Annotated in this window: 19 protein-coding genes, 1 tRNA gene and 1 pseudogene; 10 read left to right on the plus strand and 11 right to left on the minus strand. The window is 50.6% G+C overall.

What is annotated here, in order from left to right:
- The first annotated feature begins 71 nt into the window (after positions 1–71).
- The gene (locus HZZ01_RS16140) at positions 72–1304 is read left to right on the plus strand and encodes a multifunctional CCA addition/repair protein (RefSeq protein ID WP_179898587.1); all 1233 of its coding nucleotides are present in this window, start codon (positions 72–74) and stop codon (positions 1302–1304) included.
- Positions 1305–1319: 15 nt separating this feature from the next.
- Here HZZ01_RS16140 and bacA read toward each other — a convergent pair whose 3' ends face one another.
- Together bacA and folB are read right to left on the minus strand one after the other, a co-directional pair.
- Positions 1320–2138, minus strand: a complete 819-nt coding sequence (bacA, locus tag HZZ01_RS16145; protein WP_179898588.1) for an undecaprenyl-diphosphate phosphatase — start codon at positions 2136–2138, stop codon at positions 1320–1322.
- Between the two features lie 192 nt (positions 2139–2330).
- Positions 2331–2690, minus strand: a complete 360-nt coding sequence (folB, locus tag HZZ01_RS16150; protein ID WP_179898589.1) for a bifunctional dihydroneopterin aldolase/7,8-dihydroneopterin epimerase — start codon at positions 2688–2690, stop codon at positions 2331–2333.
- 108 nt (positions 2691–2798) lie between these two features.
- Between folB and plsY the strand changes: the two genes are divergently transcribed.
- Positions 2799–3404, plus strand: a complete 606-nt coding sequence (gene plsY, locus HZZ01_RS16155) for a glycerol-3-phosphate 1-O-acyltransferase PlsY (protein ID WP_179898590.1) — start codon at positions 2799–2801, stop codon at positions 3402–3404.
- Positions 3405–3433: 29 nt separating this feature from the next.
- On the opposite strand, the gene tsaD is transcribed toward plsY, so the two are convergent.
- The gene (gene tsaD, locus HZZ01_RS16160; RefSeq protein WP_179898591.1) at positions 3434–4447 is read right to left on the minus strand and encodes a tRNA (adenosine(37)-N6)-threonylcarbamoyltransferase complex transferase subunit TsaD; all 1014 of its coding nucleotides are present in this window, start codon (positions 4445–4447) and stop codon (positions 3434–3436) included.
- Positions 4448–4724: 277 nt separating this feature from the next.
- Between tsaD and rpsU the strand changes: the two genes are divergently transcribed.
- The 3 genes from rpsU (at position 4725) to rpoD (ending at position 9021) form a co-directional block, all read left to right on the plus strand.
- On the plus strand, positions 4725–4940 hold the full coding sequence (gene rpsU, locus HZZ01_RS16165; protein ID WP_001144069.1) for a 30S ribosomal protein S21: 216 nt from the start codon (positions 4725–4727) through the stop codon (positions 4938–4940).
- Positions 4941–5058: 118 nt separating this feature from the next.
- Positions 5059–6804, plus strand: coding sequence for a DNA primase (gene dnaG / locus HZZ01_RS16170; protein ID WP_179898592.1), 1746 nt, complete (start codon positions 5059–5061; stop codon positions 6802–6804).
- A gap of 375 nt (positions 6805–7179) precedes the next feature.
- On the plus strand, positions 7180–9021 hold the full coding sequence (gene rpoD / locus HZZ01_RS16175; protein WP_179898593.1) for an RNA polymerase sigma factor RpoD: 1842 nt from the start codon (positions 7180–7182) through the stop codon (positions 9019–9021).
- Between the two features lie 74 nt (positions 9022–9095).
- Here the strand turns inward: rpoD and mug are convergent, their stop codons facing one another.
- Together mug and HZZ01_RS16185 are read right to left on the minus strand one after the other, a co-directional pair.
- On the minus strand, positions 9096–9614 hold the full coding sequence (mug, locus tag HZZ01_RS16180) for a G/U mismatch-specific DNA glycosylase (RefSeq protein WP_179898594.1): 519 nt from the start codon (positions 9612–9614) through the stop codon (positions 9096–9098).
- Positions 9611–10195: a TetR/AcrR family transcriptional regulator gene (locus HZZ01_RS16185; RefSeq protein WP_179898595.1), complete on the minus strand. Its 585-nt coding sequence runs from the start codon at positions 10193–10195 to the stop codon at positions 9611–9613. The genes mug and HZZ01_RS16185 overlap by 4 nt, the downstream gene beginning before the upstream one ends.
- A gap of 138 nt (positions 10196–10333) precedes the next feature.
- Between HZZ01_RS16185 and HZZ01_RS16190 the strand changes: the two genes are divergently transcribed.
- Both HZZ01_RS16190 and HZZ01_RS16195 read left to right on the plus strand, forming a co-directional pair.
- Positions 10334–11125, plus strand: a complete 792-nt coding sequence (locus tag HZZ01_RS16190; RefSeq protein ID WP_179898596.1) for an SDR family oxidoreductase — start codon at positions 10334–10336, stop codon at positions 11123–11125.
- 202 nt (positions 11126–11327) lie between these two features.
- Positions 11328–11403, plus strand: a tRNA-Ile gene (locus tag HZZ01_RS16195).
- 152 nt (positions 11404–11555) lie between these two features.
- Here the strand turns inward: HZZ01_RS16195 and HZZ01_RS16200 are convergent.
- A complete protein-coding gene (locus tag HZZ01_RS16200) occupies positions 11556–11867 on the minus strand; it encodes a hypothetical protein (RefSeq protein ID WP_046289258.1) in 312 nt (103 codons plus the stop codon).
- Positions 11868–12390: 523 nt separating this feature from the next.
- Here HZZ01_RS16200 and HZZ01_RS16205 point away from each other — a divergent pair.
- On the plus strand, positions 12391–12999 hold the full coding sequence (locus tag HZZ01_RS16205) for a DUF6338 family protein (RefSeq protein ID WP_179898597.1): 609 nt from the start codon (positions 12391–12393) through the stop codon (positions 12997–12999).
- A 10-nt stretch (positions 13000–13009) separates the two neighbouring features.
- Positions 13010–13165, plus strand: coding sequence for a hypothetical protein (locus tag HZZ01_RS16210; protein ID WP_179898598.1), 156 nt, complete (start codon positions 13010–13012; stop codon positions 13163–13165).
- 50 nt (positions 13166–13215) lie between these two features.
- Here HZZ01_RS16210 and HZZ01_RS16215 read toward each other — a convergent pair whose 3' ends face one another.
- The 5 genes and pseudogenes from HZZ01_RS16215 to HZZ01_RS16235 all read right to left on the minus strand — a co-directional run bounded on the left by HZZ01_RS16215 (position 13216) and on the right by HZZ01_RS16235 (position 15903).
- Positions 13216–13797 carry a hypothetical protein gene (locus HZZ01_RS16215; RefSeq protein WP_179898599.1) on the minus strand — a complete coding sequence of 194 codons (582 nt, stop codon included), beginning with the start codon at positions 13795–13797 and terminating at the stop codon, positions 13216–13218.
- 228 nt (positions 13798–14025) lie between these two features.
- Entirely contained in the window at positions 14026–14337 is a 312-nt protein-coding gene (locus HZZ01_RS16220; RefSeq protein WP_179898394.1) for a hypothetical protein, read from the minus strand.
- A gap of 68 nt (positions 14338–14405) precedes the next feature.
- Positions 14406–15155 (minus strand): annotated as a pseudogene (locus tag HZZ01_RS16225) (hypothetical protein); the annotation flags it as partial.
- A complete protein-coding gene (locus HZZ01_RS16230; protein ID WP_179898600.1) occupies positions 15136–15651 on the minus strand; it encodes a phage regulatory CII family protein in 516 nt (171 codons plus the stop codon). The pseudogene HZZ01_RS16225 and the gene HZZ01_RS16230, both read right to left, overlap by 20 nt.
- A gap of 30 nt (positions 15652–15681) precedes the next feature.
- On the minus strand, positions 15682–15903 hold the full coding sequence (locus HZZ01_RS16235) for a regulator (RefSeq protein ID WP_179898601.1): 222 nt from the start codon (positions 15901–15903) through the stop codon (positions 15682–15684).
- A gap of 138 nt (positions 15904–16041) precedes the next feature.
- Here HZZ01_RS16235 and HZZ01_RS16240 point away from each other — a divergent pair, with 138 nt between their 5' ends.
- Positions 16042–16620 (plus strand): phage repressor protein CI, encoded by a 579-nt coding sequence (locus HZZ01_RS16240; RefSeq protein ID WP_179898602.1) that lies wholly within the window; start codon positions 16042–16044, stop codon positions 16618–16620.
- The last annotated feature ends 9 nt before the right edge of the window (positions 16621–16629 follow it).

Consider the following 16629-nt stretch of genomic DNA (forward strand, 5'->3'; position numbering starts at 1 on the left):
AAATGCACGGCTGATTTCAGGCGCGGGATGTGCCCGGCGTGCAGGTCATTTATTTTTCTCTGGAGTTTTGCGTGAAGACGTTTCTTGTTGGCGGTGCGGTGCGTGATGCGCTGCTGAATCTGCCGGTTACAGACAAAGATTGGGTAGTAACAGGTTCTACACCCAAAGCCATGCTTGAGCAGGGCTATCAACAGGTCGGTCGTGATTTTCCCGTTTTCCTGCACCCCGTCAGTCGCGAAGAATATGCGCTGGCACGGACCGAGCGGAAAAACGGGAAAGGCTACACCGGATTTGTCACCTGGTCTGCGCCCGACGTGACGCTGGAGCAGGACTTACAGCGCCGCGATCTGACCATCAATGCTATCGCACAGGATGAGAACGGCGCGCTGGTTGATCCTTATAACGGTCAGCGTGATATCGCCCAGCGCCTGCTGCGTCACGTCTCTGAAGCCTTCAGTGAAGATCCGTTACGGGTGTTGCGCGTCGCGCGCTTTGCTGCGCGTTTTGCCCATCTCAATTTCCGTATTGCTCCCGAGACGCAGCAGTTAATGCAGCAGATGGCCGAAAGCGGTGAGCTGTCGAATCTCACTGCTGAGCGGGTGTGGAAAGAGACCGAAAAGGCGCTGAGCTCCCGTAATCCGCAGGTCTATTTCCAGGTTCTGCGCGACTGTGGCGCATTGCAGGTGCTGTTTCCTGAGCTGGATAATCTTTTTGGTATTCCTGCGCCGATTAAGTGGCACCCGGAGATCGACACCGGCGTCCATACGCTGATGACACTGGCGATGGCCGCTGCCCTCTCCAGCGAGATCGATGTGCGTTTTGCCACGCTCGTTCATGACGTCGGCAAGGCGCTGACGCCGCCTGAGCTGTGGCCGAGCCATCACGGTCATGGACTGGCGGGCGTTCCGCTGGTCGAGGCCCTGTGTCAGCGGCTGCGCGTGCCCAATGCGACTCGCGATCTGGCACTGATCGTGACTGAATTTCACGACATTGTGCACACTATTGAACGGCAATCTGCAGCATCACTGGTGGCGCTGTTTGACCGGATCGATGCGTGGCGTAAGCCACAACGCGTTGAGCAGATGGCGCTGACCAGCGAAGCGGATGCCCGCGGACGTGCCGGACTGGAGAGCAGGCCTTATCCGCAGGGCGACTATCTGCGCCGTGCTTTTGCGCTGGCGCAGGCGGTGCCGACGAAAGCGGTGGTCGAAGCGGGATTCAAAGGAGCGGAAGTGCGGGAAGAGATGACGCGACGACGTATTGACGCCGTCGCGCAGGGTCTGGCGATCAGGCAGCCTGACTAGCAGGCTGCCCGGGGTTTACATGAAGATCATGTAAACCGCTGCCGCCACAATAAAGCGGTAAATGGCGAACGAGACAAAAGAGATGCGCTTGATGAGCTCAAGGAAGACTTTAATCGCAATCAGCGCCACAATAAACGCCGTCACAAAGCCGACTGCGAACATCGGGAAGTCCGCCATCGTCAGGAAGCCGATGCTCTTGTACATGTCCAGTACGGTCGCACCCATCATCATTGGCACCGCCAGGATGAAGGAGAACTCCGAGGCTGCATAGCGACTCACACCCATCAGCATGCCGCCTGAGATGGTTGCACCAGAACGCGAGAAGCCCGGCCACAGGGCTAAGCACTGGAAACAGCCAATCATAAATGCCTGACGATAGGTAATGTCATCGACGCCAACGGCTTTCGGCTGTTTTGGCTTGAGGTACTCAGCGACCAGCAGCAGCACACCACCCACAACCAGCGCGTACATCACGTTGATCGGATTAAACAGTGTTTTAATCTGATCGTGCAGCACCAGACCCACGACCACTGCCGGAACCATACCCAGCAGGATGTGGATCAGCGACAGACGCCCGGTGCCGACACCTTCATGCTTAACTTCGCCAAAGTGGATACCAATCAGGCCAAACAGACGGCGCCAGAACATGACAACCACAGCCAGAATCGATCCTAACTGGATCACAACTTCAAAGGTCTCGGCTTTTTCACCCTCAAAGCCCAGCAGGTGACCCACTATAATCATGTGCCCTGTGGAAGAGACCGGTAAGAATTCGGTCAGCCCTTCCACAATGCCCAGGATTGCAGCTACCCAAAGCTGATGAATATCTGCCATCAAATGTTCCCTCTATCCGTTTTCAAAACCATTAAAAAGGCGGTAGCGCGCTGCTATCGCCTGAAATTATGCCGCTATTAGCCTGAATTAAACCTTAAGGTCTACACCGTTTCGCCTGCTGTAACGAAACGGCACACGCTATGACAGACAGTAATTTGGTTTGGTTTCATTGTGATGGCAATCACATCGTATTTATTTAGGAATAGTCCCGCGCTCAATTCGCACGCCAACCTGCGCCGCCTGGGCTACAGCGCCCGGTTTGCTTACCTTTATGCGTACGCCAGGCGAATTGAAACGGTTCATCAACAGATCCGCGATTTCTTCAGCAACCCGCTCAACCAGGGCAAAACGGCTGCCGTTAAGATGCGTCATAATCGCGGAGGAGACGTCCGCATAGCTGAGACAATCGTTCACATCGTCGCTGCTCGCCGCCAGACGGTTATCCCAGGCCATATCGACATCGAGCACCAGCTTCTGCTGTATGCCCTGTTCCCAGTCGTAAACGCCAATGGTGGTGAACACCGTGAGTTGTTCTATAAATACGATATCCATGATGAGAGTCTCTGTTTTTGGCTAAGCCGGATACCACTTCCGGCGGATTATGCGTATTATCCACGGTTGATGAGATCAAAACGACCCTAAAGGGAACGGTACGGTGTTATGAGTGCTTTCGCGCTTGGTATGATTATTTTCGCGTATCTTTGCGGTTCGATTTCCAGTGCGATTCTGGTCTGCAAACTCGCTGGCCTGCCCGATCCCCGCACACACGGTTCAGGCAATCCAGGTGCCACTAACGTACTGCGTCTGGGCGGTAAAGCCGCAGCAGTAACCGTACTCGTGTTTGATGTGCTGAAGGGAATGGTGCCGGTCTGGCTGGCCTATCTGATGCACGTGACGCCGCTCTATCTCGGCCTGACTGCCATTGCCGCCTGTCTGGGGCATATCTACCCGGTGTTTTTCCACTTTCGGGGTGGAAAAGGTGTGGCAACGGCATTTGGCGCAATTGCGCCGATTGGCTGGGACTTAACCGGGCTGGTCACTGGCACCTGGCTGTTAACGGTTTTACTCAGCGGCTATTCATCGCTGGGTGCTATCGTCAGCGCGTTAATCGCGCCATTCTATGTCTGGTGGTTCAAACCGCAGTTCACCTTCCCGGTTTCCATGCTCTCCTGTCTCATCCTGCTGCGTCATCACGATAATATTCAGCGGCTGTGGCGGGGTCAGGAAGGCAAGATCTGGAAGCGCAAAAAGAAATCTCAGTCATAAAAAAAGCCGGCAAGCCGGCTTTTTTTACATCAGATGGCGGGCAGTTCCGCCAGCGGCCAGCGCGGTCGCACGCTGATGCTTAACTCTCCCCGTGTTCCGCCCTTTAAGCGCACCATGCCCGCATACGCGATCATCGCGCCATTATCGGTACAGAACTCCGGGCGGGCGTAGAACACGTCTCCGCCACGCTTTTGCATCATGACCGCCATTTGCTCGCGCAGTGTGCGATTGGCGCTGACGCCACCCGCAATGACCAGACGCGTAAAGCCGGTCTGATCCAGCGCACGCTTACATTTGATCGACAGCGTATCCACCACCGCATCTTCAAACGCGCGGGCGATGTCAGCACGCGTTTGCTCATCGTCAGGGTTCGCGCGAATGGTATTAGCCGCAAAGGTTTTCAGGCCGGAGAAACTGAAATCCAGCCCCGGGCGGTCGGTCATCGGACGCGGGAAGGTAAAGCGCCCCGCTGTGCCCTGCTGCGCCATCTTCGACAGCATAGGCCCGCCCGGATAATCCAGACCGAGCAGCTTGGCTGTCTTATCAAAGGCTTCGCCCGCAGCATCATCAATCGATTCACCCAGCAATTCATATTCACCAACGCCGGTGACGCTAATCAGCTGAGTATGTCCGCCCGACACCAGCAGGGCGACAAACGGAAATGCCGGTGGATTCTCTTCCAGCATCGGTGCCAGCAGATGGCCTTCCATATGATGAACCGGCACGGCAGGCACTTTCCAGGCAAACGCCAGGGCGCGGCCAATAGTCGCGCCGACCAGCAGCGCACCGACCAGTCCGGGACCGGCCGTGTAGGCCACTGCATCGATCTGCTGCGGCTCCAGACCCGCCTCTTTCAGCGCCGCCTGAATCAGCGGCACAGTTTTACGCACATGATCACGTGAGGCCAGTTCCGGGACCACACCGCCATAATCGGCATGCAGTTTTACCTGGCTGTAGAGTTGGTTAGCCAGTAATCCAGCCTCATCATCATAGATTGCGATGCCGGTTTCATCGCACGACGTTTCAATACCGAGAATTCGCATTGCATCACCTCATTCTTGCGGCGCGCAGTTTATCACAGCAATTGGATGTGCAGCGCGGTCACCCCAGGTAAAAAGTCATTTTCTGTCGGCTAAAGAGTGCGCTATACTCCCGCCCCTGGAAAAACCGGCAGCCGCACAGGCAAACGCTCCTGTTGGTTTCAAATTATCCATGGTGCTTTACAAACCAACTTGAGTTGGAGTAGAATGCTGCACCATTTTGAATTTGCTGACGCCGCAGTCAGCAGCAAAAACCGAATTTTATCGAGGTGAGAGTTACATGCCGGTAATTAAAGTACGTGAAAACGAGCCATTTGACGTAGCACTGCGTCGCTTCAAGCGTTCATGCGAGAAAGCAGGCGTTCTGGCTGAAGTTCGTCGTCGTGAGTTCTATGAAAAACCGACTACCGAACGTAAGCGCGCTAAAGCGTCAGCAGTTAAGCGTCACGCCAAGAAACTGGCTCGCGAAAACGCACGCCGCACTCGTCTGTACTAAGTCGTTCCGGAGGTTCGCCTCCACCGCGTGATTCACGCAGACAGAGTCAAGTAAAAGGCCGTGCTTTCCGAAAGGAAGCGCGGCTTGTTGCCGTTTATGAGCTGAAAATCTGGGGCGTATGGCTGGACGAATTCCACGCGTATTTATCAACGATTTACTTGCCCGCACGGATATCGTGGATCTTATCGATGCCCGCGTTAAGCTGAAAAAGCAGGGTAAGAATTTCCATGCGTGCTGTCCTTTCCATAATGAAAAAACGCCCTCTTTCACCGTAAACGGCGAAAAACAGTTCTATCACTGTTTCGGCTGTGGTGCACACGGCAACGCTATCGACTTTTTAATGAACTTTGATCGTCTGGAGTTTGTTGAAAGTATCGAAGAGTTAGCCACTTCCCACGGTTTAGACGTGCCTTACGAAGCAGGCAGCGGGCCCAGCCAGATGGAACGCCATCAGCGCCAGAGCCTGTATCAGCTGATGGAGAACCTGAACGGTTTTTATCAGCAGGGTCTGCAGCAATCCAATGCGCAGCCAGCACGCGACTATCTTGATCGTCGTGGTCTGAGCGCCGACATCATCAATCATTTCGCTATAGGTTACGCGCCAGCCGGCTGGGACAATGTTCTCAAGCGTTTTGGCAAGCAATCGGAAGACCGCGAGTCATTGATGGAAGCGGGCATGCTGGTCAGCAATGACAAAGGCCGTACCTATGACCGGTTTCGCGACCGCGTCATGTTTCCGATCCGCGATAAGCGTGGACGCGTCATTGGTTTTGGCGGACGCGTGCTGGGCAACGATACGCCGAAGTATCTGAACTCGCCGGAAACCCCTATTTTCCATAAAGGCCGCCAGCTCTATGGCCTGTATGAAGCCGTTAAGAACCATCCTGAACCCGCCCGCCTGTTAGTGGTTGAGGGATACATGGACGTGGTTGCGCTGGCGCAGTACGGCATCGATTATGCTGTCGCGTCATTAGGCACCTCCACCACAGCTGAACACATTCAGTTGCTGTTTCGTAGCACCGACACGGTGATCTGCTGTTACGACGGCGACAGGGCGGGTCGTGAAGCGGCATGGCGTGCGCTAGAGACCGCATTGCCTTACATGAATGATGGTCGTCAGCTACGCTTTATGTTTTTACCCGATGGTGAAGACCCGGATACGCTGGTACGCAAAGAGGGTAAAGCCGCCTTCGAAGCGAGGATGGAGCAGGCGATGCCGCTCTCTTCGTTTTTATTTGATAGCCTGCTGCCGCAGGTTGATCTGAGCTCACGCGACGGAAAAGCGCGCCTGAGCACGCTGGCTTTACCGTTGATTACGCAGATCCCCGGTGAGACCTTACGTATTTATATGCGTCAGGAGCTGGGAAATAAGCTGGGTATTCTTGATGACAATCAGCTGGAAAAGCTGATGCCAAAGCTGGCCGCAAGCGGAACGGCGCCGGTAGCGCCACCGCTGAAACGCACCACTATGCGCGTTCTGATTGCTTTGCTGATTCAGAACCCGCAACTGGCCACAATGGTGCCGTCGCTTGATGGGCTGTCTGAGTCAAAAATGCCGGGTTTACCGCTATTTATTGAATTAGTGGGTCGTTGTACTGAGAATCCTGGATTGACCACCGGACAGCTACTAGAGTTATATCGCGGGACAAATTTTAGTCAGACGCTTGAAACACTGGCGATCTGGAACCACATGATAGTAGATGAAGAAGCCGAAGCGGTGTTTCAGGACTCGCTGGCCAGCATTTATGATTCAGCTCTTGAAGAACGTCTGGAGTTTTTGATTGCGCGTGAGCGCACCCTGGGACTCAACACCGATGAGCGCCGTGAACTCTGGACACTCAGTCAGGCGTTTGCCAGGAAATAACCGTTATCAGCATGCTGCCCGTTCAGAACAATGAAAGGACAGCCGCACAGATTTTAAGGTTTTGGCGAGTCAGCCAGGTCCTTAGCACGAATTTTAAAGGCCGTCGGCGTCGACGCCAGTCTGGTTACCGCCAGCGCACAGCTTCCGCAGCGTACTGAAGTACGTGAGGAAAGCGAGCACTGCCGGGAAGCAGAATAGCGAGTAAGCCAGGCCCTTAGCACAGAGTTAACACAAGCGGCTTAAGTGCCGATTACTGATGGGCAAAGCCCACGCCGCGACGAAGGCAGCGGCAAGAACTAAACGCCTTCACTGCTTATTGTTGGCGCGCTGCCGACCGACACCAATCTAATTTAACAGAAGTGTGGATACCGTCTTATGGAGCAAAACCCGCAGTCACAGCTCAAGCTTCTTGTCACCCGTGGTAAGGAGCAAGGCTATCTGACCTATGCTGAGGTCAATGACCATCTGCCGGAAGATATCGTCGACTCAGATCAGATCGAAGACATCATCCAGATGATTAACGACATGGGTATTCAGGTGGTTGAAGAAGCCCCTGATGCCGACGATCTGATGCTGAACGAAAACAGCTCCGATACTGACGAAGATGCCGCGGAAGCTGCCGCTCAGGTGTTATCCAGCGTTGAATCTGAGATCGGGCGCACCACTGACCCGGTTCGCATGTACATGCGTGAAATGGGTACCGTTGAACTGCTGACGCGTGAAGGCGAAATCGACATCGCTAAGCGTATTGAAGACGGTATCAACCAGGTTCAGTGTTCTGTCGCCGAATACCCTGAAGCGATTACTTATCTTCTGGATCAATACGACAAAGTTGAAGCAGGTGAATCACGCCTCTCCGACCTGATCACTGGTTTTGTCGATCCTAACGCAGAAGCAGATATCGCCCCAACGGCAACGCACGTGGGCTCTGAACTTTCTGAAGCCGATCGTAAAGACGATGAAGAAGAAGACGAAGACGATGACGACAGCTCCGACGACGATAACTCAATCGATCCGGAGCTGGCACGCGAGAAGTTTTCTGATCTGCGTAAGCAGTATGAAACGACCCGCGCTGTGATTAAAAGCAAAGGTCGCAGTCATGCTGCTGCCGTTGCTGAAATCCAGAACCTCTCTGACGTCTTCAAGCAGTTCCGCCTGGTACCGAAGCAGTTCGATTACCTGGTAGGCAGCATGCGCACCATGATGGAACGCGTCCGTACCCAGGAACGTCTGATCATGAAGCTCTGTATTGAGCTGTGCAAAATGCCGAAGAAAAACTTCATCACGCTGTTCACTGGCAACGAGACGAATGAAACCTGGTTCAAAGCCGCACTGGCAATGAACAAGCCGTGGTCTGAAAAGCTGCTGGAAGTGCAGGATGACGTGACACGTTCCCTGCAGAAACTGGCACAGGTTGAAGAAGAGACCGGCCTGACTATTGAACAGGTCAAAGACATTAACCGTCGCATGTCGATCGGTGAAGCCAAAGCGCGTCGCGCCAAGAAAGAGATGGTGGAAGCTAACCTCCGTCTGGTTATTTCGATTGCGAAGAAATATACCAACCGCGGTCTGCAGTTCCTCGACCTGATTCAGGAAGGTAACATCGGCCTGATGAAAGCGGTTGATAAGTTTGAATATCGCCGTGGTTACAAGTTCTCGACCTATGCGACCTGGTGGATCCGTCAGGCTATCACCCGCTCTATCGCCGACCAGGCGCGTACCATCCGTATTCCGGTGCATATGATTGAGACCATCAACAAGCTCAACCGTATTTCGCGCCAGATGCTGCAGGAGATGGGCCGCGAGCCAACGCCGGAAGAGCTGGCTGAACGTATGCTGATGCCGGAAGATAAAATCCGCAAAGTGCTGAAAATCGCTAAAGAGCCGATCTCGATGGAGACGCCGATTGGTGATGATGAAGATTCGCATCTGGGCGATTTTATCGAAGACACCACGCTGGAGCTGCCGCTGGATTCTGCTACCTCAGAGAGCCTGCGTTCTGCTACCCACGATGTGCTGGCTGGCCTGACCGCCCGTGAAGCGAAAGTGCTTCGCATGCGTTTTGGTATCGATATGAACACGGACCATACGCTGGAAGAAGTGGGCAAACAGTTCGACGTGACGCGTGAGCGTATTCGTCAGATTGAAGCGAAAGCCCTGCGTAAACTGCGCCATCCGAGCCGTTCGGAAGTACTGCGTAGCTTCCTCGACGATTAAGTCCGACAAAAACCCCGGTTCGCCGGGGTTTTTTATGCCTGCCTTTTACCGTTTCTCCCCTGCCCTGCCCATATTTATATGCTCTGCGGATGCAGCGCCAGCCAGAGCTGACGATACGCTTCTACCATCTCGTCCAGCGATGCGCGATTTAGCCCACTCGGATTCGGCAATACCCACACCTGCGTTTTTCCCATACAGATTGGCTGCTTGCCCCATTCGACCTTGCTCTGCTTAAAGGCGCGACGGAAAGCATCTTTACCCAGAATCGCGAGCGCAGCGGGTTGATAGTCCAGCACCTTTTGCATCAGACGTTTACCGCCATCGCGCAATTCATCAGGCGCTAACTCATTCGCCTGTACAGTGGGTCGTTCAACCAGCATGGTGATGCCGCAGCCGGTTTCTGTCAGACGCCGCTCCTCTTCCGGTTTCAGCTGCTGTTGGGTGAATCCCGCCAGATGAATCACCTTCCAGAACCGGTTGCCGGGATGCGCGAAGTGAAACCCCTGATGGGCAGTTGACTGACCTGGATTGATGCCACAGAACAGCACATCAAGATCGGAACTGATGATGTCGCGGATAGCGTGCTCACTCATGCTGCCACCTCCAGCGTACGCTGCTTCAGCGCATCGCGGCTGCGTTGCAGCATCTGGCTGGCCTGCTCTGCATCCGGACAGGCCCGCGCCAGCGCCAGTGCGCCCACCATCTCTGCTAGCATGCTGGAGGCCAGCGCTTCCACATCCGGCAACCTCAGCTCACGCAGTATCTGCGCCAGACCGGCATGCATCGTATTAAAGCCCTGGGCGAAGATCTGCCGTGTCGGCTGTGGAAGATGGGCCACTTCGCTCACCAGTGCCGCCAGCGGACAGCCCTGAGCTGGTGCAATGCGATGCGCCTCAGAAAGATAGCTATCAATAAAATCAGCCAGCTGCGTTGCTGGCTGGGTCACGGATTTAGCAGGTTTGAAGGTATCAGATTCAGCAAACATATGTTTCAGCACCTCCTCAACCAGCTCCTCGCGTGATGTAAAATGTGCATAGAAGCCGCCATGTGTCAGGCCAACCCGCTTCATCAGCGCCGCCACTCCAATCCCTTCAGTGCCGGTTTCACGCATCACACGCGCCGCCTCATCAAGGATACGCTGGCGGGTCTGCATCTTGCTGCTCTGCTTCTCCATCTCATCTCCTGCGGTTTTAACTGCATGGCTTCTGGCTATTATAGTAATTATTACGCTCATCATATTCCAGCTTGACGAATCATATGATGGTCGTCATATTGATAATCATTATGACGACCATCATACGAGGAAGCAAACATGTCACAATCAGGCACAGCTTTAATCACCGGCGCATCCAGCGGTATCGGTGCAACTTACGCAAAACGACTGGCAGCACGCGGTTATGATCTGATCCTGGTCGCACGGGATCAGGCACGACTCACCACACTGGCTGATGCGCTGACGCAGCAGCACGATATCCGGGTAACCGTGATGAAGGCTGACTTAACACATGAGCAGGACCTGCAGCGCGTGGAGTCGGAGCTGTCAAACAACGCTCAGATTACGCTGCTGCTGAACAACGCAGGCATGGGTGTCGAAGGCGAGTTTCTGGAGGCGGACATCACACGCATCAACAGCATGCTGGCGTTAAATATTCTGGCACCGACGCGTCTGGCACAGGCGGCTGGCCGGGCATTTAAAGCACGCGGTCACGGCACTATTATCAATATCGCCTCGGTGCTGTCGCTGGTGCATGAGATGTTCAATGGCGCCTATAACGCCACTAAGTCTTATGTGCTGACCCTGACGCGCGCCATGCAGCGTGAACTCGCGGAGAGCGGTGTGCAGGTTCAGGCGGTGTTACCCGGCGCAACGCGTACAGAGATTTTTGATCGCGCAGGCCAGTCTATTAATGAAATCCCGGCTGAAATGCTGATGGACGTCGATGAGATGGTGGACGCCGCGCTGGCCGGACTCGACAGCAAGGAGACGGTCACCATTCCGGCGCTGGAAGATCTGCAGATGTGGCACGACTACGATCAGGCACGTGGCGCGATGGTCCCCCATCTTTCAAGGAATCAATCAGCATCTCGTTATCGTCAGAGCTGAGTCAGCATTAACCCATAGCGGCTGAAGTGTTGTTAAGTTAACGGCATGGATAAGCATTTTCCATGCCGTTTTGCGACGTCGACTTCATGACAAGAGAGATTTGTTATAGAAATCAGCAGGTAAATCGCTGCTGCTTATTTCAGCAACCAGTGGCTGAGTGCTGGATCGCCCTGAAGAGATACTTTATAATCCCCGCTCCGCTGGCCCCTTAGCTCAGTGGTTAGAGCAGGCGACTCATAATCGCTTGGTCGCTGGTTCAAACCCAGCAGGGGCCACCAAATTTAGTGATGTAAATCATGCAGTTAAGCCGCTTAGTTAAAGCGGCTTTCTTGTATCTAAAGAAGGACTGTCCCCTTTTCGTCCCCCCAACTAAAGCTAAAGAGCAGTGGGATGGCGGTGCTTTATAAAACTAAGGGCCATCATCAGAAGATTACATATCTTTATTAAGCATTTTTTTTATGTGCTTTCTGCCTGCATCAACCTGCATTTCCCTCCAGCTACTATAAGAAGTGTTTTGCATTATGAAGTCTTCCCATGCCTGATCAGGTATGGCGGCAAAATCCTCCTTTGTTTCAACCCTAAATCCTGATTTATCAAACATATCTTCAAGAGAAGTGAATGAAGAGCACTCAGCCAAAAACTGCTTATTAAAAAGTTCGCTAAAAGGTATTGATTGTGTTCCTGAAACTGCTTCAAGGTTCTTTTTGAGTTGGTCAATCTGGTTACTAAATTTTTTAACCATATAGCCTCCTTAATCACAGCTACACTTAAAGTAAATAATTTTTTAGCATGTCGGCAGATAATGTGTCTATTTATTTTTCAATTAACTCATAATAAAATCAGCGCGATTCTCACTTCCCTTATCAAAGATCAATGAACCAGTAATAAATTCACAACCAAATCAATAAATTATTTAAAATTTATTAATTTGCACCAGAAAATTTGCGAAAGCGATTTTGCTGGTATTCTGTTAGAGTTTTACTCATAATCGCTTGGTAGTTGGTTCAGACCCAGCAGGATGACAAAATTTAATTATATAAATCAGAAGCTTAAGCGTTCTGTTAGGGTGACTTTTTGTTATTAATTAAATAAGTGTCGCAAAAATTTCACATAAGAAATCAAACGGAGGCTGAAAACTGCAACCTCTTTTTTATGCATAAAGCCGCAAATGTTTAAATGTGTTAAAAATACAAAAAATCGCATGTGAAGCTTCATATTTAAGGGAAGCTTTATAAACTCTCTAGATTCTAAATATGGTTGATATTATGGAACCGCTTGAAAAAGGAAAGCTTATATTATTTGTTATATTCATCATGCCAGGCTTCATAAGCATGAAGATTTACAAGATATTTTATCCTAGCTCAGACATTGAAACTTCAAAAGTTATCATTGATATAGTTTCATATAGCTGCATAAACTATGCCTTGCTACTAATACCAATATATTGGATGGAAAAGGAAAATGTTTTCAACTTACATCCAGTTTTGTATTATCTTTTTTATGTATTTGTTTTAATAATAGTTCCTGTTTTCCTACCAGTTTCATTACGGTTTCTTCGACATGCACATTTCATAAGAAAGTATCTGCCTCATCCAGATAACAGGCCATGGGACCATTTTTTTTCGAATAATCCAACCTGCTGGGTATTAGTTACTTTAAAAAACGGAAAAAAGTACGGTGGAAGATATGGCTTCAGTTCATTTGCTTCAGGCAGCCCAGAACCGGAGCAACTTTATTTAGAGGAGCACTGGGCACTAGATGATAATGGAGATTTTGATCATCAACTTAAAGACACTCTTGGAATTTTAATATTGACTAATGAAATAGAAAGTGTTGAATTTATAAAGCTGCACATCATAGACAATCAAAAATAGTGGAGGTTTTATGTCAAAAGAGAAAAAAACCAATCAAGATGGATGGCAACCCATTGATGAAGGTTATCAGCCCCCTAAAAAACCTGAGCATCAAAACAATGGTTACCAGCCTCCAAAACAGAGTAATCAATCACAAAACTTTGTCCCACCCCCGAAGAAACGATAAAAAAAACCCCGCAACAATGCGGGGTTTTTACAATGGCGTATATTATTTATTTAACCTGTTTTCGTTATCAACCATTGTAGCAATAATATAAAAATGTAGACGAATGTCGCCATGCCTAAAAATATGCAGCTTTGTATAAACCAAATAAGGTATCTGTTAAATACTTTTTGAGGGTAAAGTAATATTCTCTTAGATATACCTTGTTCACTTCTACATGTTAATAACTCAGGCAAATCCGTATTTAGCGACAGAACTTCGCATCTAAAATTTTCTTTAGGTGCAATGTATTCAAAAGTCACTACATACCTTCCGTTATAATCATAGCTTTCTGTATACGGCTTGACAGGCCAAACATTCATATGCATATCTTTGTAATTAAAAATCAACTCTAATTTCTTGGCCGCTTCCCTTCCTTCATTCATTATAATGTAAGACTTTGTATTGACAACTTGCTTAGCTTTTATTATTTCGCCAGCACTATCTTTCAGTGGTTCTTCTATCAGAAAGCTAAACTGATGCAATTCACCTATTGATACTTTTGCGCTTCCTTTGAAGAAGTTATTCAATATAAATGTAATCAGCGGTACTAATATCGAGATTATTTCTTTGCCATACTGAGTCAAAGTATTCATATAGTTTCCAAAAGGATTTTTAAAATATAAATCAATTGGTTTAAATATTTAATTATACTAAATTTTGAATGAGCCTACATTTTCCCTTCAATATTTTTCAGTCCCTCCTTGTGAATCTTATCTGCTACAGCCCTTGAGCTGTCTGCATTGTTAGAGTTTTATTTCATTTTGCAACACGTTTTAGCTGAGATCCAGAGGATGACGCAAACTTATTAATATCCATAAAATTCAATAAGATGAAAAACAAAAGAGATCCATTCGAGATCCAGGAAACTGAAAAGTACTGAAATTCTTTTCATACTTTTCAGTTGGCGAAACCTGGCAGAAAGCCAGCAGCCATGCGGTCTGTCCATGCCCTTTGTAAAAAAATAAAACTGAAAAATTTTTATGATGCAAAACCTGCAGGCGGGTGCGGTGTAGCGCCGATTTTGTCTGCGCAGCGATTATTTTGCCGGGGCTGACGCGCTGCCAGTGCCACGCTCTGCGGATGATCTGTAAGGGGTAATCCGGGCGTGATGGTCGCGCATGTGCGTGGCGCATAGTGCGGCTGAGGCGCTCTGGTGACAGGTAATAAAAAACCCACTGTGATAGCGGGTCAGTGTGATGGCTTAGCCAATGACGGGGGAATATTTCTTACTGAGCGCAGCAGCCTGCTGGCCACTCTGCCCGATAGCGCTGCTGTTCGTGGGCTGGCCGGTTGACGGGTGCGTATGACTGGCCAGTTGTTCAGCCAGCTGCTGTACCAGCGCCACGGTATCGAGCATCAGCTGGGCCACGTTAATCTGCTCTGAACCAATCCACACCACCGGCGCGATAATTTCCTGACGCGTCCCGGCAATGCTCTGGCGCAGCTGGCCGATTTTCTCAGTCAGTGCCTGCCCGACTTTTATCGCCGCGCTGCCGGTCACGTCCGATTCGGCATTGCCGCCCACTGTAATCAGCTGATTCTGCTGTGCGGCTACGCTGTAACTACCGGTTGTTACGTGCTGAATGGCTCCGGCCATCAGTGACGCCGTGCCGATCACCGTGGTCCTGTCCGTGGCTTTGACCGTCGTTTCCCTGCTGACCAGCTCACGCGTTTCCGTATCGGCTTTAACTTCCCGACTCATGGACGTTTCACGGATGGCCTGATCGGTCTGGCGCTCCCAGTCTCCCGCCTGCGTTACGCGCTGTGAGACTTCCGTGCGCTGCTGCTGCAGCTGTTCGCCCGGCTTCACGTCCGGCAGGCTGGTCCCTTCCGGCATCGTCTGGCGCACAAACGGTTTGTCCGGGCGTCCGCCGGTAAAACCGACCTCAACCAGCGTACCCTCTGGCGGGAACTGGAACATACCGGAATCATTACCGGCCATCGGTACGGGTGCCAGGCATTGAGGCGCTGACCACATCAACGGCAGCAGCCAACACCGGCACGGTTTGAAAACGGCTTTCAACGGAATAGACGAGTAAAGACAGGCTGCGGATAGCATCACTGGCTCTGTTAAGAATCTGATTGCGGCGTGCAACGGTCATCTTTTCCGTTGAAACCGCTTCCCCAGCGATTACCCCGACACTGGCCACCGCAGTTAATGCGCAAAACTGCATGTTTTCAGGTCTGGCGTTGTTAACAGGTACAGAAGGCTGACAATTAATCTGACGTAAAAAACCGTCCAGAATGGTTGGGTCTTCGGTGAGATCAATTATCGCCAGCAGTTCAGGCAAGGTCAGTTGGTGCGACTGGTCCGGGTTCAGCTTGTTGCGAAGTGTGGCCGGTTGCATACCAACTTTTTTAGCCAAATCTGTGACGTTATGTGCCAGCGAAAACTGGCGGCAGGCATCATCAAGATAGTTTCGTACTGAAACTTTATAATCGTACATGATTCGCACCTTACGAATTGATAGCTTGGATTACGCCTGAAGCGAAATTCGGCATTCGCTTAACGCTTCAACAGTCAGAGCCGCCATATTTACTTCAACACGTGAGCGAGGTTTTTCACCCTTGCCGCGAATAGGTAACCGGCCATCACGGATCATGTCGCGAGCCGTACCCATTGCGGTACCGGTAAGGCGGCAGTATTCATCAAGTGGCAGGTAAGGTGTGGGAATGGTAATTGTAATGTTAGGACGCATAAGGCAAAATCCTCAGTTCGTCTGAACTCGGCAAAGTTCAGTTATATTCGCATTTTGAGAAACAGCGGAGCCAGATTACTTCCGCTTTTGAGAAGCTTCAAGACCATTTCTTAAATTGGGAAGTTTGCGCGAATAACTATGAAATTCGATATCAACTTCGAAGGTGATAGCACCCCTATTCTTGATAGGGTTATCGAGGCATACGGCTTCGGTACAAAAATGCTACTGGCAGATCATCTGGGGATGGCACCCAGCACTTTATCTGGCCGCTATAAGCGAGGCGGATTTCCTGCTGACATAGTTGTGCGGTGCATGGCTGAAACAGGCGTACAGCTTCAGTGGCTAGTGACAGGAAAGGGTAAAAAATTCGATAATGATGAATTGGATATTCTAAACTTACCTAGGAAAAAGCTAGTCGATGGCCAGCTTTATGATTCTGGCTATGCCATGTTTGACAAGGTTTTTTTTCGTGCAGGTGTACCATTACCTGTAGAGCCATTTTGTTTATTAGATGAAAACGCTCAGTATATTATCGACCAAAAATTTGCAGAAATTTTCGACGGCGAATGGCTGGTAAATATTGAAGGAAAAGTGAGCGTTCGCAGCCTTGTGCGCATCCCTATCAAAAAGGTGCGCGTAAGCGGGGTTGGAATGGCTTTTGATTGTGCTATTGATGATATTGATGTACTTGGGAAAATTATTCTCACAATCAATTAAGGAATTGCC

It is taken from the genome of Pantoea sp. WMus005, from assembly GCF_013415305.1.
GTDB classification, from domain to species: Bacteria; Pseudomonadota; Gammaproteobacteria; order Enterobacterales; family Enterobacteriaceae; genus Pantoea; species Pantoea rara.

Bases quoted from the DNA above. Each gene is read 5' to 3' on its own strand.
- HZZ01_RS16205 (WP_179898597.1), top strand. From the start codon at position 12,391: ATGGAACCGCTTGAAAAAGGAAAGCTTATATTATTTGTTATATTCATC.
- mug (WP_179898594.1), bottom strand. From the start codon at position 9,614: ATGAGTGAGCACGCTATCCGCGACATCATCAGTTCCGATCTTGATGTG.
- dnaG (WP_179898592.1), top strand. From the start codon at position 5,059: ATGGCTGGACGAATTCCACGCGTATTTATCAACGATTTACTTGCCCGC.
- rpoD (WP_179898593.1), top strand. From the start codon at position 7,180: ATGGAGCAAAACCCGCAGTCACAGCTCAAGCTTCTTGTCACCCGTGGT.
- HZZ01_RS16215 (WP_179898599.1), bottom strand. From the start codon at position 13,797: ATGAATACTTTGACTCAGTATGGCAAAGAAATAATCTCGATATTAGTA.
- HZZ01_RS16220 (WP_179898394.1), bottom strand. From the start codon at position 14,337: ATGCGCCACGCACATGCGCGACCATCACGCCCGGATTACCCCTTACAG.
- folB (WP_179898589.1), bottom strand. From the start codon at position 2,690: ATGGATATCGTATTTATAGAACAACTCACGGTGTTCACCACCATTGGC.
- bacA (WP_179898588.1), bottom strand. From the start codon at position 2,138: ATGGCAGATATTCATCAGCTTTGGGTAGCTGCAATCCTGGGCATTGTG.
- rpsU (WP_001144069.1), top strand. From the start codon at position 4,725: ATGCCGGTAATTAAAGTACGTGAAAACGAGCCATTTGACGTAGCACTG.
- plsY (WP_179898590.1), top strand. From the start codon at position 2,799: ATGAGTGCTTTCGCGCTTGGTATGATTATTTTCGCGTATCTTTGCGGT.
- HZZ01_RS16235 (WP_179898601.1), bottom strand. From the start codon at position 15,903: ATGCGTCCTAACATTACAATTACCATTCCCACACCTTACCTGCCACTT.
- HZZ01_RS16240 (WP_179898602.1), top strand. From the start codon at position 16,042: ATGAAATTCGATATCAACTTCGAAGGTGATAGCACCCCTATTCTTGAT.
- tsaD (WP_179898591.1), bottom strand. From the start codon at position 4,447: ATGCGAATTCTCGGTATTGAAACGTCGTGCGATGAAACCGGCATCGCA.
- HZZ01_RS16190 (WP_179898596.1), top strand. From the start codon at position 10,334: ATGTCACAATCAGGCACAGCTTTAATCACCGGCGCATCCAGCGGTATC.
- HZZ01_RS16210 (WP_179898598.1), top strand. From the start codon at position 13,010: ATGTCAAAAGAGAAAAAAACCAATCAAGATGGATGGCAACCCATTGAT.
- HZZ01_RS16230 (WP_179898600.1), bottom strand. From the start codon at position 15,651: ATGTACGATTATAAAGTTTCAGTACGAAACTATCTTGATGATGCCTGC.
- HZZ01_RS16185 (WP_179898595.1), bottom strand. From the start codon at position 10,195: ATGGAGAAGCAGAGCAGCAAGATGCAGACCCGCCAGCGTATCCTTGAT.
- HZZ01_RS16200 (WP_046289258.1), bottom strand. From the start codon at position 11,867: ATGGTTAAAAAATTTAGTAACCAGATTGACCAACTCAAAAAGAACCTT.